We start from the raw sequence: 12,751 nt of genomic DNA, 5'->3' as shown, positions 1-12,751 counted from the left end.
AGGTGCCCCCATGGACGCCCGCTTCACCGACGAACAGGACGAGATCCGCCGCACCCTGCGCGAACTGCTCCACAAGCGGTGCGGCCCCGAGGAGCTGCGGGCCGCCGTCGACACCCCGGCCGGGCACGACCGGGCCCTGTGGACCACCCTCGCCGAACAACTCGGCCTGCCCGGGCTGGCCCTCTCCGAGGCCTACGGCGGCGTCGGCTGCTCGGCGACCGAACTGGCCCTGGCCTGCGAGGAGACGGGGCGGGTCCTCGCCCCCACCCCCCTGCTCGCCACCGCCGTCCTCACCGCCCCGCTGCTGCTCGCCCTCGGCACCGACACCCAGCGGGCCGAACACCTGCCGTGCATCGCCTCGGGCCGGCTCACCGCCGCCCTCGCCGTACCGGGGCCCGCCCTCGCCACCGCCCTCGCGCTCACCGGCCACGACCGGCGCGGGGAGTGGGCGGGCGGGGGGCGGGCCGGGGGCGTGCAGGCCCGGCGGGCGGAGGGCGGCTGGCGGCTGTACGGGCAGATCGAGCAGGTTCTCGACGGGCACAGTGCCCGGTTGCTGGTGGTCGCCGCGCACGCCGGGGGGTTCGCCCGTTCCCGTGTACTGCTCTTCCTCGTGCGCGGGGACGCCGCCGGTCTCACCCGCGTACGGCAGACCGCCCTGGACGCGACCCGCCCGCAGGCCCGTGTCCAACTCCGCGATGTGGCGGCCGAGTTGCTGGGGGCCGAGGATGGCGATGCCCTCCCCGCCCTCGCCCGGCTCGGCGACACCGCCGCCGCCTGTCTCGCCGCCGAGGCCGTGGGGGCCGCCGGCCGGGTGCTGGAGCGGACCGTCGAGTACGTGGGGCAGCGCGAGCAGTTCGGGCGGCCGGTCGGCTCCTTCCAGGCGGTCAAGCACCGGCTGGCCGACGCGTACGTCCAGGTGCAGGCGGCCCGCTCGGCGGCGTACTACGCGGCCTGGGCCGCCGCCACTCCGGCCCGTGAGGAGACGGCCGGCGGCCTCGCTCTCGCCCAGGCGCTGGAAGCCCTGCGCCACGCCGCCGCCGCGGGGATCCAGTTGCACGGCGGCATCGGATTCACCTGGGAGCACGAGGCTCATCTGTATTTCAAGCGTGCCGCGGGCGACGAGCTGCTGTTCGGGCCGGTGCACCGGCTGCGGGCGCACGCGGCCGACGCGGCACACGTCTTCGAGGAGGCCGGCCCATGAGGGGTGCGCGCGTGGTGCAGAAGGTGTCGTCGACCAGGGGCTTCGCCCGCGTGGCACCGCACGTGGTGCCCGCCCTCGACCGGGTCGTCCACCGGCTCACCAGGGGAAAGGTGCTGCTCAGCGCGCAACTCCTCCCCGGTGTCGTGCTGACCTCGACCGGGGCGAGGAGCGGGCTGCCCCGGCGTACGCCGCTGGCCTGCATGCCGGAGGACGGCGGGCGCACCTGGCTCCTCGTCGGGTCCAACTTCGGGCGGCCGGGGCACCCCGCCTGGAGCCACAACCTGCTCGCGCATCCGGACGCCGAGATCAGCTGGAAGGGCCGGGACGTCCCGGTCACGGCTCTGCCGCTGGCGGGGGAGGAGCGGGCGGCGGCGTGGCGGGCGCTGCTGGCGTTCTGGCCGCCGTACGCGACGTACCAGGCGCGGGTGGAGCGGGAGATCCGGGTGTTCCGGCTCGTACGGAGGCGGAACAGCGCGACAGGCGGTGGTCCACCCGAGTGAACCACCGCCTGCCAGACAGGACTTGGACGGGTAAGAGGTCGCCTCGCCGCGCTACTTGGTCGGCTTCCGGCCGGTGACGCCCAGGTACACCAAGAGGGCTAGGTTCGGCTTCAGTTCGGCCTGTTTCACGCCCCAGGAGGAGAAGCCCTTCTGGTGGGAGGCGACGGCCGCGAGCATCGCGACGAGCGAACCGGCGACGGCCGCCGGGTTCACGTCCTTGTCGACCCTGCCCTTGGACTGGAGCTCGGCGACCGCGTCCGCGAGGGAGTTGTTCACCGAGTTGAGGATCTTCATACGGAGTTTGTAGAAGCGCTTGTCGCCCTCGGCGGCACCGAGATCGACGACCCGGAGGATCGCGTCGTTCTTGCGCCAGAACTCCAGAAAGCCGTCGACGAGTTCCTGAGCCGTCTGCCAGCCGGCCTTGCCGGTCCAGGAGCGGCCCTCCAGGAGTTCCGTCAACGCGGCGCCCTCGGTCGCCATTTGCTCGGCGATCTCCAGGACGGCGCCCTCGACGTCCGGGAAGTACTGGTAGAAGGTCGCGGGGGAAGTGCCCGCCTTCCGGGCGACATCGATGACTTTGACGTCCCGGTACGGGGAGGAGCTGAGCATCTCGCTGAGGCAGTCGAGCAGCTTCTGCCGGGTCGCCTGCCCACGTCGGCCGGCCACGCGGCCGTCGACGGTACGCACTTGTCCTGTCATGTCGTCAGCTTACCGAGGCGTCATCGGGGCGCGATTCGGCCGACTGCAAATGGGGTGTGAGGGAGTGCGGAGGCTGGTGTGCCTGGTCTGCGGGGTGCGGCAGTCGCGGTTACGTTGTCGGCATGGCCGAAAACAGGGCATCGGTGTACGGAGAGGGCGTCCCCTGCTGGGTGGACGCGCAGCTTCCCGACGTCGAAGCGGGCAAGCGGTTCTACGGTGAACTTTTCGGGTGGACCTTCGAGGACTGGTTCGGCTCCTTCGCGCAGGCGCTGAAGGACGGCGAGCCCGTGGCGGCGCTGGTCCGCAAGGTGGACGGCCGGCTGCCCACCGTGTGGACGGTGTACTTCGCGACCCCGGACGCGCCGGCCCTGGCCCGGCGGATCCGGGACGCGGGCGGGCAGGTCGTCTCGGCGCCGGTGCCGGCCGGCGAGCTGGGCGTCACCGCGCTCGTCACCGACCCCGAGGGCGCCGTCTTCGCCCTGTGGCAGCCGGAGGAGCACCCCGGCTTCGGCAAGCGGCACGAGCCGGGCACCTTCGCCTGGGCCGAGCTGTACGCCCGGGACACCGAGGCGGCCAACGCCTTCTACGGTGATCTCTTCCACGAGGCCCTGTTCGGACCGGACGCCGAGCCCGATGTCGGCCGTGCCGCCGTCTCCGACGTGTTCCCCGCCGAGATGCCGCCCCACTTCCTCGTGCACTTCGCGGTCGAGGACGTACCGGCCGCGCTGGAGGACGTGACCCGGCTGGGCGGACGGGTCTATGCCCCGCCTTTCGAGACCTCGTACGGCACCGTCGCCGTCGTCACGGACGATCAGGGGGCGTCCTTCGCGCTGCTGCGGCGTTGAGCGGGCATTGTTTGGTCATTGTTTGATGACCTCTGTGCCGAGACACCCCAAATGTCACCGGGTTCGCCACCACGGCTCCGGCCAGGAAGAATCAGGGTGCGTGCCGCCATGGCGGTGCGGTGGTGAGACGCTGCACGGGGTCGCGTGGAACATGTGGCTTGGCGCGGCTCGTACGGGGAGGTGGCAGGCAGAGTGGTGGATCAGCTGACGCAGCACGATCCGCGGCGGATCGGGCCGTTCGAGGTGCTGGGACGGCTGGGTGCCGGCGGCATGGGGCTGGTCTATCTCGCGCGTTCGGCGTCCGGCCGGCGCGTGGCGATCAAGACCGTCCGCACGGAGCTCGCCGAGGACCAGCTGTTCCGGGTCCGCTTCACGCGCGAGGTGGAGGCGGCCCGCGCCGTCTCCGGCTTCTACACGGCCGCGGTCGTGGACGCCGACCCGCGCGCCGCCGTGCCGTGGCTGGCCACCGCGTACGTCCCCGCGCCCTCCCTCGAGGAGATAGTGAACGACTGCGGCCCGATGCCGGCCCAGGCGGTGCGCTGGCTGGCGGCGGGCGTGGCCGAGGCGCTCCAGTCCATCCACGGCGCGGGCCTCGTCCACCGGGACCTCAAACCGTCGAACGTCCTCGTCGTCGAGGACGGGCCCCGGGTGATCGACTTCGGGATCGCGTCCGGCGTTTCGAACACGCGTCTGACAATGACGAACGTCGCCGTCGGCACCCCCGCCTACATGTCCCCCGAGCAGGCCAAGGACTCCCGCAGCGTCACCGGTGCCAGCGACGTCTTCTCCCTGGGCTCGATGCTGGTCTTCGCCGCCACCGGGCACCCGCCCTTCCACGGCGCCAACCCGGTCGAGACGGTCTTCATGCTGCTGCGCGAGGGCCCGGACCTCGAAGGGCTCCCGGACGAACTGCGGCCGCTCATCGAGTCCTGTATGCAGATGGACCCGACGGCCCGTCCCAACCCGGCCGACCTCCAGGCCCAGCTGGCCCCCCACCTCTTCGGCTCCGGCTCCGACGACAGCGGCACGGCCTCCGCATGGCTGCCCGAGCGGGCGGTGAGCCTGATCGAGACCCGCCGCAACGGCCGCCCGGCCGGCAAGCCCGCCCCCGGCGCCGGACGCAGCGGCGGCGGACGCCCCGCTCCCGGCCCCGCGCCCATCCCGCCGCCGCCCCCGCACGACCCCGTCGTCCCGGCGCCCGTCCCGGCCCCGGCCGGCGGCCCCGACACCGGCCCGGTCCGGCTGGCCGGCGCCAAGGTGCCGATCGGCCCCGGCCCGCGCGTCGCCGACGTGCGTGCCGCCGCCGTCACGGCGCCCCCTCCGGAGGCCGCCCTCGCCGCCTCCTGGTCCAAGCCACGCCCCGGCGTCAACGGCACCGACCCCGCCGTGGGCCCCGCCGTCGCCGCGCCCCCGGCCCCGGCCGCACCGCCGGAGCAGGCCGGCGGCTGGCGGCCCTGGCGCTTCCGCATGTCCAACGACGTCTGGGGCACGCCCTCCGTCGCCGACGACCTGGTCTACGTCACCTCCTTCGAGGTACACGCCCTGGACGTCGCCACCGGCCGCCGCCGCTTCAAGACCCGGGACGTCGCCTGGTCCATGGCGGTCGCGGACGGCCGCATCCACGCCTCCGACGGGCCCACCCTGTTCGCCCTGGACGCCCGCGAGGGCGGCGACCTGTGGCGCCTCCAGACGGACGCCTGGGTCTACTCGCTCCAGGCCGGCCGCGGCACCGTCGTCACGGGCACCCGCGGCGGCGGCGTCCAGGGCTGGGAGGCCTCGGGCGGCCAGAAGCTGTGGGAGATCACCGGCTGCCAGACCGACTTCGAGTCCCCCGAGGCCGGGCCCGCCCTGCACGACGGCACGGTCTACGTGTGGCAGGACGCCCGGCTGCGCGCCCTGGACGCCCGCACCGGCGACGAGCGCTGGTCGTACCCGATCGGCGACGCGGCCTCCTGCGGCGGCGTCCCGGTCCGGCTCACCCAGGCCGGCGACGGCTACGTCTACGTCTGCGCCGGCACCCGCGTCCTCGCCCTCGACGCGGCCGCCGGGCACGTGAGGTGGCACTTCGAGGCCCCGGCCGTGTTCCTCTCCCCGCCCACCTTCGTCCCCGGCCCGGCCGTCACCGGCGGCGGCATCTACCTCGCCGACTACCTCGGCACGGTCTACGCCCTCGACGCCACCGACGGCCGCGACCGCTGGCGCATCGCCACCGAGGCCCGCTCCTGCGTCGATCCCGTCCTGGTCGCCGCCGGCCATGTCCACGTGGGCAGCGGCAAGGGCCTCTACACCCTCGACGCGGTCACCGGCACACCCAAGTGGCGCTTCCAGGCGGGCGGCGACATCGTGGGCGCCCCCTCGGTGGCCGAGGGCCGCATCCACTTCGGCTCCACCGACCACCTGCTCTACACCCTGAAGGCCGACGACGGCCGGCTGCGCTGGAAGCTCGCGACCGGCGGCGAGATCACCGGCTCCCCGGTCGTCCGGGACGGGGTGGTGTACGCGTGCAGCAAGGACCGCTGTGTGTACGCCCTGGACGCGGAGAAGGGCACGGGCACGGCACGCACCGCCTGACCGGCCCGGGACGGCCGTCGCACCGGCGTACGGAAGGGGCTCCGGACGGCGGCCGTCGTCTGTCGGGAAGCGGTCCGTCCACCGCTCCCACTCCCGACGCTACGCCGGGCACGCGCCGGTCGCCAGCAGTGGCATGGCCGTGACGGACAAGCGCGGTCGCCGATCAGCCGCGCGACCCCGACGGCCGGGACGTCAGTCCCGCAGCTCCGTCAGGAAGTCGATCAGCGCCTCGTTCACCTCGGCGGGCCGCTCCTGCTGCGTCCAGTGGCCGCAGCCCGGCAGGACGAGCGGCTTGCGGCGCAGGTTCGGCATCAAGTCGGGCAGCTGCTCGATCAGTTCGGGCGTGCCCGGGAAGGCGGGCACGAGGTCCCGGTCGCCGTACACGTACAGCGCGGGCGGGGAGACGACCGCGCCCTGCCAGGGGGCGGTCAGCTCCCAGTTGCGGTCCAGGTTGCGGTACCAGTTGAGCGCGCCCGTGAAGCCCGGTTCGAAGCTCTCGGTGAGCACGTCGAGGTCCTCCTCGGTGAGCCACCCGGGCAGCACCTCGGGGTCCGGCGCGTCCGTGAGCCACCCGCGCTCCGGGTCGACCAGGGCCTGCTCGGGACGCCCGGCGTCCGGCGCGTCACCGGAGGCGGAGTACAGCAGCTTGCGCAGGGTCGTCCGGGTGTCGGCGAACTCGGCCTCCGCGACCCCGGGCCGGTTGAAGTAGTTCCAGTAGAAGCGGCCCTGGAACCGCTCCTGCATGGTCTGAAGCGGAGGCCGGCTCCCACGGAACGGCGGCGGCACACTCAGCCCGGCCACCCCGCGCACCACGTCCGGCCGCAGCAGCGCGGTGTGCCAGGCCACCGGCGCGCCCCAGTCGTGCCCGACGACGAACGCCCGTTCCTCGCCCAGCGCGTGGATCAGCCCGACCACGTCCCCGACCAGGTGGAGGATGCTGTACGCGGCCACGTCCTCGGGGCGGTCACTGCCGCCGTACCCGCGCTGGTCGGGCGCTACCACCCGGAAACCGGCCTCGGCCAGCGGACCGAACTGGTGCCGCCAGGAGTGCCAGGACTCCGGGAAGCCGTGCAGCAGCACCACGAGCGGACCCTCGCCCTGCTCCGCGATGTGCAGTTGTATGCCATTGACGTCGATCATCCGATGCTCAACCACACCCCGAGCATACGCATGTATGAGTAAACGACTTCACTCGCGCAACCGGTACGCCCGTGACCGCCCCGCGAACAGCCGGGCCTGCCGCTCACCCGCCGCGTTCCCGAGTGCGATGAGGTGCGGCGCCTGCGCGACCCCCTGCGAGCGCCCCGCCTCACTCGCGGCCCACAGTGCCCGCACGGTCCCCTGCACGGCCTCGGTCGGATACCCGGCGAGGACGGCGGCGCACGCGGTCGCCGCCTCCAACGCCCGGCCCCGCGCCGCGAGTTCCGACACCAGCCCGACCTCGTACGCCCGCCGGGCCGAGATCCGCTCCGCCGCGCCCATCAACGCCATCCGCGCGACCTCCCCGTACGGCATGCGCTGCGCCATCAGGACGGACTCGTAGGCGCTGACCATGCCGTAGGTGGTGTGCGGGTCGAAGAAGGTGGCGGTGGGGTCCGCGACGACGAACTCCGCCTCGCCGAGCAGATAGAAGGCCCCTCCGCAGGCCATCCCGTGCACGGCGGCGACGACCGGTTTCCACAGGTCGTTCGCCTTCGGGCCGATGCCGAGCAGCGGATCGTCCTGCGCGTACGGGGAGTTCGGCTGCGGCACCACGGCGTCCCGGTCGATGCCGGTGCAGAAGGCGCGCTCACCGGCCCCGGTGAGGACGATCGCCCGCACGGAGTCGTCGAACCGCAGCTCGCCCCAGGTGGAGGCGAGTTCGCCGGCCATGGCGAGGTCGACGGCGTTGAGCCGCTCGGGCCGGTTCAGCGTCACGACGGCCACCCCGCTGTCCGGGTCGGCCCGCACGAGGACACTGCTCATGACCGCTCCGGAACCCACTGGGGAAGGCCGTCGTGGAAGACGGCCCGCACCCGGGCGCCGATGCGAAGGTTCTCCGGCGGCAGGGAGCCGATCGGCTGCCCCGCGCCGGGGACCAGGTTGCCCACCAGCCGGATCAGGGGCGCCTCGTCCAACTCGACGACGACCACGTTGTACGGCGCCTGCGCGGCGTAGTCGGGCAGCAGCGGCGGATGGGCGACGACGTACGACCAGACCCGGCCGCGACCGGACACCGGCCGCCACTCGGCGTCGAAGGACTGGCAGTGCGGGCAGCAGGGCCGGGGCGGGAAGCGGAGTTCTCCGCAGTCGGCGCAGGCCTGGACGCGGAGTTCGCCCTGGGCGGCGTACTCCCAGAAGGGGGCGCCGTCGGCGTCGGGGACGGGACGCAGCATGGGTGGCTCCTCAACTCCTCAGCAGCAGGGCGGAGGTCGGAACCCCTTCACCCGCCGTGACCAGACAGGTGGAGGCGCCCGGCACCTGCGCGGTACTGGTCCCGCGCAGCTGCCTGACCCCTTCGTTGATGAGGTTGAAGCCGTGCACGTAGGCCTCGGACAGCCCGCCCCCGCCGGTGTTCACGGGCAGCAGCCCGCCGATCTCCAGCGCCCCGCCCTCGGTGAACGCCCCGCCCTCGCCGCGCCCGCAGAAGCCGTAGCCCTCCAGGGAGAGCAGGACCAGGGGCGTGAAGGCGTCGTAGATCTGGGCGACGTCGACGTCCTCGGGGGCCAGGTCGGAGTGTTTCCACAGGTGCCGGGCGGCGCTCCAGGCGGGGCCGGTGAGGGGGTCGTCGTTCCAGTAGTTGACCATGCCGTGGTGCTGGGCGGGGAGCGACTGGGCGGCGGAATGGACGTAGACGGGCCTGCGCCGGCAGTCGCGGGCGCGCTCGGCGGAGACCACGACACACGCCAGCGCCCCGTCGGTCTCCAGGCAGTTGTCGAAGAGGCAGAGCGGCTCGCTGATCCAGCGGGAGGTCATGTACATCTCGCGGGTGAGGGGCCGGTCGTACATGATCGCGGCGGGGTTCTGGTTGGCCCGGTTGCGGCAGGCGAGGGCGACGTTGAACAGGTGGTCCCGGGTGGCGCCGTACTCGTGCAGGTAGCGGCGGGTGAGCATCGCGATCTCGTCGGCGGGCCTCAGCAGCCCGTACGGACGGGTCCACTGGGCCGGGGTCGGCAGCTGGACGGTGGTGTTGGTCCAGGGCCGCGGCCCGCTGCCCCGCTTGCGGGACCGCCAGGCGACCCCGACGCTCGCCTGCCCGGCGGCGATGGCGGCGGCGAGATGGGCGACGGTGGCGCACGAACCCCCGCCCCCGAAGCCGACCTTGCTGAAGAACGTGAGGTCGCCGAAGCCGCAGGCCTTCGCCAGCTCGACCTCGTCCGTCTCCTCCATGGTGTAGGAGGCGAGGGCGTCGACCTCACCGGGCGCGATCCCGGCGTCGTCCAGAGCGGCCAGGACCGCGCGGCAGGCGAGGGTGCGCTCGTCCTCCGGGAGTCGTCTGGCGAACGGCGTCTGGCCTATGCCGACCAGAGCGGTGGCGTCCTTGAGGCCTCCCGATCCTGCTGCCATGCTGCGCGCACCTCCGGGCCGAACGGTCGCTGACAGGTCGTCAGATTACAGATAATCTGACGGACAGTCAGCTCCTATGGCGTGGGGAGGCGTGCTGTGCGAGCGGATACGGCATGGGGAAGCGTTCCGGGCCTGGTCAGGACGGCGGCCGAGCGGTACGCGGACGTCGAGGCGGTCGTCGAGGGCAGGACCCGCGTCACCTACGCGGAACTGGGCGCCCGTGTGGAACGCGCGGCGGCGGCCTGCCTGGCGAACGGAATCGAGCCGGGCGACCGGGTCGGCATCTGGGCCCCGAACTCGCTCGACTGGATCGTCTCCGCCCTGGGCGCGGTCTCGGCGGGCGCGGTGCTCGTGCCGCTCAACACCCGTTTCAAGGGCGCCGAGGCGGCGGACGTGCTGCGCCGCAGCGGAGCCCGGCTGCTGTTCGTCACCGGCACGTTCCTCGGCACGTCGTACGTGGCGTCCCTGCGCAGGGCGGCGGGGGACGGCCCGGGAGACGGCCCGCTGCCCGGCCTGCCGGGCCTTCGGCACGCGGTCGTCCTCTCGGAGGACGCCCCGGCGGGTTTCCTGACCTGGAAGGACTTCCTGGCGAGCGGGGAGGGGACGGGGGCGGCGGACGTGCGGGAAAGGGCCGCGGCCGTGCGGGGGTCCTGGCCCTCGGACATCATCTTCACCTCCGGCACCACGGGCCGCCCCAAGGGCGCGGTCATCACCCACGAGCAGACGCTGCGGGCGTACGACATCTGGGGCGACCTGGCGGGCCTCACCCGGGGCGACCGCTACCTGATCGTCAACCCCTTCTTCCACACCTTCGGCTACAAGGCCGGGGTGATCGCCTGCCTGATGCGGGGCGCGACGATGATCCCCCAGCCCGTGTTCGACGTGAACACCGTCCTGGCCAACATCGCCGCGGAACGGGTCTCCGTACTCCCCGGCCCCCCGACCCTCCTCCAGTCCCTCCTCGACCACCCCGCCCGGGACGCCCACGACCTCTCGGCCCTCCGCCTGGTGGTGACCGGAGCGGCGGTGGTGCCGCTGCGGCTGGTGGAGCGGCTGCGCACCGAACTCGGCATCGGCACCGTCCTCACGGCGTACGGCCTCTCCGAGGCGGGCGGTGTCGTCACCATGTGCCGGCGCGGCGACGACCCGACGGTGATCGCGTCCACGTCCGGCCGGGCCATCCCCGGCACGCGGGTACGGGTCGCCGACCCCGAGGGCCGGCCTCTGGAACCCGGTGTGTCGGGCGAGGTCCAGGTCCAGGGCTTCAACGTCATGACCGGCTACCACCAGGACGAGCAGGCCACCGCCGAGGTGCTGGCACCGGACGGCTGGCTGCGCACCGGCGACGTCGGCGTCCTGGACGCGGCGGGCAACCTGCGCATCACCGACCGCCTCAAGGACATGTTCATCGTCGGCGGCTTCAACGCCTACCCCGCCGAGATAGAGCAGCTGCTCGGCCTCCACCCGGACGTGGCGGACGTGGCGGTGATCGGCGTACCCGACGCCCGGCTCGGGGAGGTCGGCCGGGCGTACGTCGTACGGCGCCCCGGTGCCCTGCTGACCGCCGACGACCTGATCGCCTGGTCCCGCAGGGAGATGGCGAACTACAAGGTCCCGAGAACGGTGGAGTTCGTCGAGCGGCTGCCGCGCAACGCGAGCGGGAAGGTCGTGAAGGGCGCGCTGCGGGGCGCGGTCACCGGCTGAGCGGCAGGGCCGGGGTACCGGTGACCGACATCATCAGGGAGTACAGGGTGGTGTCGGCGGCGATGAACAGGCGGTTGCGCCGGGCACCGCCGAACCGGACGTTGGCGACGGTACCGGGCACCAGGATGCGGCCGAGGAGCGTGCCGTCGGGGTCGTAGCAGTGCACGCCCCCGGCCATGGCGGCGGCCCAGAGCCGCCCCTCGTCGTCGAACCGGATGTTGTCGAAGTTGCCGTTGTCGCACGCGGCGAAGACATCGCCACCGGAGAGGGTCGTCCCGTCCTCGTGGACGTCGAAGACGCGGATGTGGTTGGCGACGCTGTCGGAGACGTACAACCGCCGTTCGTCCGGCGAGAAGACGAGCCCGTTGGGCCCCTGGAACCCGTCGGCGACCAGCCGCACCTCGCCGCTCGCGGGGTCGACGCGGTAGACGTTCCGGGCCCCGATCTCGCTCTCGGCGCGGTGCCCCTCGTAGTCGGTGGCGATCCCGAACTCGGGGTCGGAGAACCACACCGACCCGTCCGACCTCACGACGGCGTCGTTCGGGCTGTTGAGCCGCTTGCCACGGAACCGCTCGGCGATCACGGTGACCGAGCCGTCGTGCTCGGTCCGGGTCACCCGCCGATTGCCCTGCTCACAGGTGATGAGACGGCCCTGCCCGTCCAGGGTGCTGCCGTTCGGGTACCCGGCGGGGGAGCGGAAGACCCCCACGGCCCCGGTGGTCTCGTCCCACCGCAGCAGCCGGTCGTTGGGGATGTCGCTCCACACGAGATACCGCCCGGCGGGCACGTACACGGGCCCCTCGGCCCACCGGCACCCCTCGTACAGCGTCTCCAGCCGCGAGTCCCCCGCCTGACACCTCCCCGTCCGGAACCGCTCGTCGAGGGTCTCGTACAGGTGGGGCTGCTCGCCGGGCATGGGGCCGCCTTCGTGATGGAGCCGACTGGTGGTCTGCGAGGACCTACTATCGCGCGCCGAAACCAGCGGTGCACTCCGCCGGGCCGACAGGCCCGCCCGGCTCGAGGACGTGCACCGCTCCGGCCACCGTGTCGTGACCGGCTCGATGACGCTGGTCGAGGCGTACCACGGCCGGTGAAGCGTGCGGCTGGGCCGGGGGCCGTGTCGTGTGTCGTGGTGGAACCCGTGACACGGGAGGTCGTCGCCGCCGCCGTCGCTCTGCTCCGGGACACGGGTCTGCGCGGCCACACGTACGTGGCCGACGCGACGGCACACCTGCTCGCGGACACACGTCGGCCGCGACGGCTCCCCCTCCGCGCCGCCGCGGCCGATGTCCCCCCGTGCGGTCCCCCGTAGGACCAGGTCCGTCAGGCCTTCTCGTCCGAGATGTGGGTGTCCAGCGGGGTGGCGGTGCCGCCGGAGATGTGCGTGTCGAGCGGCTTGATGTCGCCCGAGCCCGCCTTCTCGCTGGAGATGTGCGTGTCCAGGGGCTTGATGTCCCCGTCTTCCCCGCCGGAGATGTGCGTGTCCTCGGGCTTGACCTTGTCGCTCATGGCTGGATCTCTCTCTGTGACATGGGTCGATTCGAGGACGCTCGTCCGGCAACTCCCCCGTGGGTTGCCGGACGAGCGTCCAAAGGCCGGTACACCGTATGGGTACGGCCGTTGACCAAACCGTCTGCCCCCCGACGCGACGGGTTGGTGGCAACAGAGTGCCGGGCAGCGATAAA

General features: G+C 72.9%; 12 protein-coding genes. 5 read left to right on the top strand and 7 right to left on the bottom strand.

The genetic code is table 11. The features are described from left to right. The first annotated feature begins 10 nt into the window (after positions 1–10). Both ACIRDU_RS21495 and ACIRDU_RS21490 read left to right on the top strand, forming a co-directional pair. On the top strand, positions 11–1,201 hold the full coding sequence (locus tag ACIRDU_RS21495; RefSeq protein WP_403581715.1) for an acyl-CoA dehydrogenase family protein: 1,191 nt from the start codon (positions 11–13) through the stop codon (positions 1,199–1,201). Next, complete coding sequence (locus tag ACIRDU_RS21490) at positions 1,198–1,701, top strand: nitroreductase/quinone reductase family protein (RefSeq protein ID WP_403581714.1); 504 nt, start codon at positions 1,198–1,200, stop codon at positions 1,699–1,701. The genes ACIRDU_RS21495 and ACIRDU_RS21490 overlap by 4 nt, the downstream gene beginning before the upstream one ends. A gap of 51 nt (positions 1,702–1,752) precedes the next feature. Here the strand turns inward: ACIRDU_RS21490 and ACIRDU_RS21485 are convergent, their stop codons facing one another. Further along, a complete protein-coding gene (locus tag ACIRDU_RS21485) occupies positions 1,753–2,400 on the bottom strand; it encodes a TetR family transcriptional regulator (RefSeq protein WP_403581712.1) in 648 nt (215 codons plus the stop codon). 122 nt (positions 2,401–2,522) lie between these two features. Here ACIRDU_RS21485 and ACIRDU_RS21480 point away from each other — a divergent pair, with 122 nt between their 5' ends. Both ACIRDU_RS21480 and ACIRDU_RS21475 read left to right on the top strand, forming a co-directional pair. Next, positions 2,523–3,245 carry a VOC family protein gene (locus ACIRDU_RS21480; RefSeq protein ID WP_403581710.1) on the top strand — a complete coding sequence of 241 codons (723 nt, stop codon included), beginning with the start codon at positions 2,523–2,525 and terminating at the stop codon, positions 3,243–3,245. A 192-nt stretch (positions 3,246–3,437) separates the two neighbouring features. After that, positions 3,438–5,816, top strand: a complete 2,379-nt coding sequence (locus tag ACIRDU_RS21475) for a PQQ-binding-like beta-propeller repeat protein (RefSeq protein ID WP_403581708.1) — start codon at positions 3,438–3,440, stop codon at positions 5,814–5,816. A gap of 192 nt (positions 5,817–6,008) precedes the next feature. Here ACIRDU_RS21475 and ACIRDU_RS21470 read toward each other — a convergent pair whose 3' ends face one another. From ACIRDU_RS21470 to ACIRDU_RS21455, 4 genes are read right to left on the bottom strand one after another with little or no spacing between them, the layout of a single operon-like run. Further along, the gene (locus ACIRDU_RS21470; RefSeq protein ID WP_403581761.1) at positions 6,009–6,956 is read right to left on the bottom strand and encodes an alpha/beta fold hydrolase; all 948 of its coding nucleotides are present in this window, start codon (positions 6,954–6,956) and stop codon (positions 6,009–6,011) included. Between the two features lie 48 nt (positions 6,957–7,004). Beyond that, positions 7,005–7,781: an enoyl-CoA hydratase/isomerase family protein gene (locus ACIRDU_RS21465; RefSeq protein WP_403581706.1), complete on the bottom strand. Its 777-nt coding sequence runs from the start codon at positions 7,779–7,781 to the stop codon at positions 7,005–7,007. After that, positions 7,778–8,191 carry a Zn-ribbon domain-containing OB-fold protein gene (locus tag ACIRDU_RS21460; RefSeq protein WP_403581705.1) on the bottom strand — a complete coding sequence of 138 codons (414 nt, stop codon included), beginning with the start codon at positions 8,189–8,191 and terminating at the stop codon, positions 7,778–7,780. Before ACIRDU_RS21460 ends, ACIRDU_RS21465 begins: the two co-directional genes overlap by 4 nt. A 10-nt stretch (positions 8,192–8,201) precedes the next feature. Then, the gene (locus ACIRDU_RS21455; protein ID WP_403581703.1) at positions 8,202–9,362 is read right to left on the bottom strand and encodes a lipid-transfer protein; all 1,161 of its coding nucleotides are present in this window, start codon (positions 9,360–9,362) and stop codon (positions 8,202–8,204) included. 96 nt (positions 9,363–9,458) lie between these two features. Between ACIRDU_RS21455 and ACIRDU_RS21450 the strand changes: the two genes are divergently transcribed. Next, positions 9,459–11,066, top strand: coding sequence for a FadD3 family acyl-CoA ligase (locus tag ACIRDU_RS21450; protein ID WP_403581702.1), 1,608 nt, complete (start codon positions 9,459–9,461; stop codon positions 11,064–11,066). On the opposite strand, the gene ACIRDU_RS21445 is transcribed toward ACIRDU_RS21450, so the two are convergent. After that, the gene (locus tag ACIRDU_RS21445) at positions 11,056–11,982 is read right to left on the bottom strand and encodes an SMP-30/gluconolactonase/LRE family protein (RefSeq protein ID WP_403581700.1); all 927 of its coding nucleotides are present in this window, start codon (positions 11,980–11,982) and stop codon (positions 11,056–11,058) included. The two genes, ACIRDU_RS21450 and ACIRDU_RS21445, sit on opposite strands and share 11 nt — an antisense overlap. A 407-nt stretch (positions 11,983–12,389) precedes the next feature. Continuing rightward, positions 12,390–12,575: a hypothetical protein gene (locus ACIRDU_RS21440; protein WP_403581698.1), complete on the bottom strand. Its 186-nt coding sequence runs from the start codon at positions 12,573–12,575 to the stop codon at positions 12,390–12,392. Positions 12,576–12,751 lie beyond the last annotated feature (176 nt).

This window comes from Streptomyces sp. NPDC093598 (assembly GCF_044764825.1).
Taxonomy (GTDB): Bacteria; Actinomycetota; Actinomycetes; order Streptomycetales; family Streptomycetaceae; genus Streptomyces.
The sequence above is the reverse complement of the archived record's forward strand: the minus strand, read 5'-3'. Positions and strand labels throughout refer to the sequence as shown.

Excerpts from the sequence above, each read along its gene's own strand:
- ACIRDU_RS21495 (WP_403581715.1), top strand. The coding sequence starts at position 11 with ATGGACGCCCGCTTCACCGACGAACAGGACGAGATCCGCCGCACCCTG.
- ACIRDU_RS21490 (WP_403581714.1), top strand. The coding sequence starts at position 1,198 with ATGAGGGGTGCGCGCGTGGTGCAGAAGGTGTCGTCGACCAGGGGCTTC.
- ACIRDU_RS21485 (WP_403581712.1), bottom strand. The coding sequence starts at position 2,400 with ATGACAGGACAAGTGCGTACCGTCGACGGCCGCGTGGCCGGCCGACGT.
- ACIRDU_RS21480 (WP_403581710.1), top strand. The coding sequence starts at position 2,523 with ATGGCCGAAAACAGGGCATCGGTGTACGGAGAGGGCGTCCCCTGCTGG.
- ACIRDU_RS21470 (WP_403581761.1), bottom strand. The coding sequence starts at position 6,956 with ATGATCGACGTCAATGGCATACAACTGCACATCGCGGAGCAGGGCGAG.
- ACIRDU_RS21465 (WP_403581706.1), bottom strand. The coding sequence starts at position 7,781 with ATGAGCAGTGTCCTCGTGCGGGCCGACCCGGACAGCGGGGTGGCCGTC.
- ACIRDU_RS21460 (WP_403581705.1), bottom strand. The coding sequence starts at position 8,191 with ATGCTGCGTCCCGTCCCCGACGCCGACGGCGCCCCCTTCTGGGAGTAC.
- ACIRDU_RS21455 (WP_403581703.1), bottom strand. The coding sequence starts at position 9,362 with ATGGCAGCAGGATCGGGAGGCCTCAAGGACGCCACCGCTCTGGTCGGC.
- ACIRDU_RS21445 (WP_403581700.1), bottom strand. The coding sequence starts at position 11,982 with ATGCCCGGCGAGCAGCCCCACCTGTACGAGACCCTCGACGAGCGGTTC.
- ACIRDU_RS21440 (WP_403581698.1), bottom strand. The coding sequence starts at position 12,575 with ATGAGCGACAAGGTCAAGCCCGAGGACACGCACATCTCCGGCGGGGAA.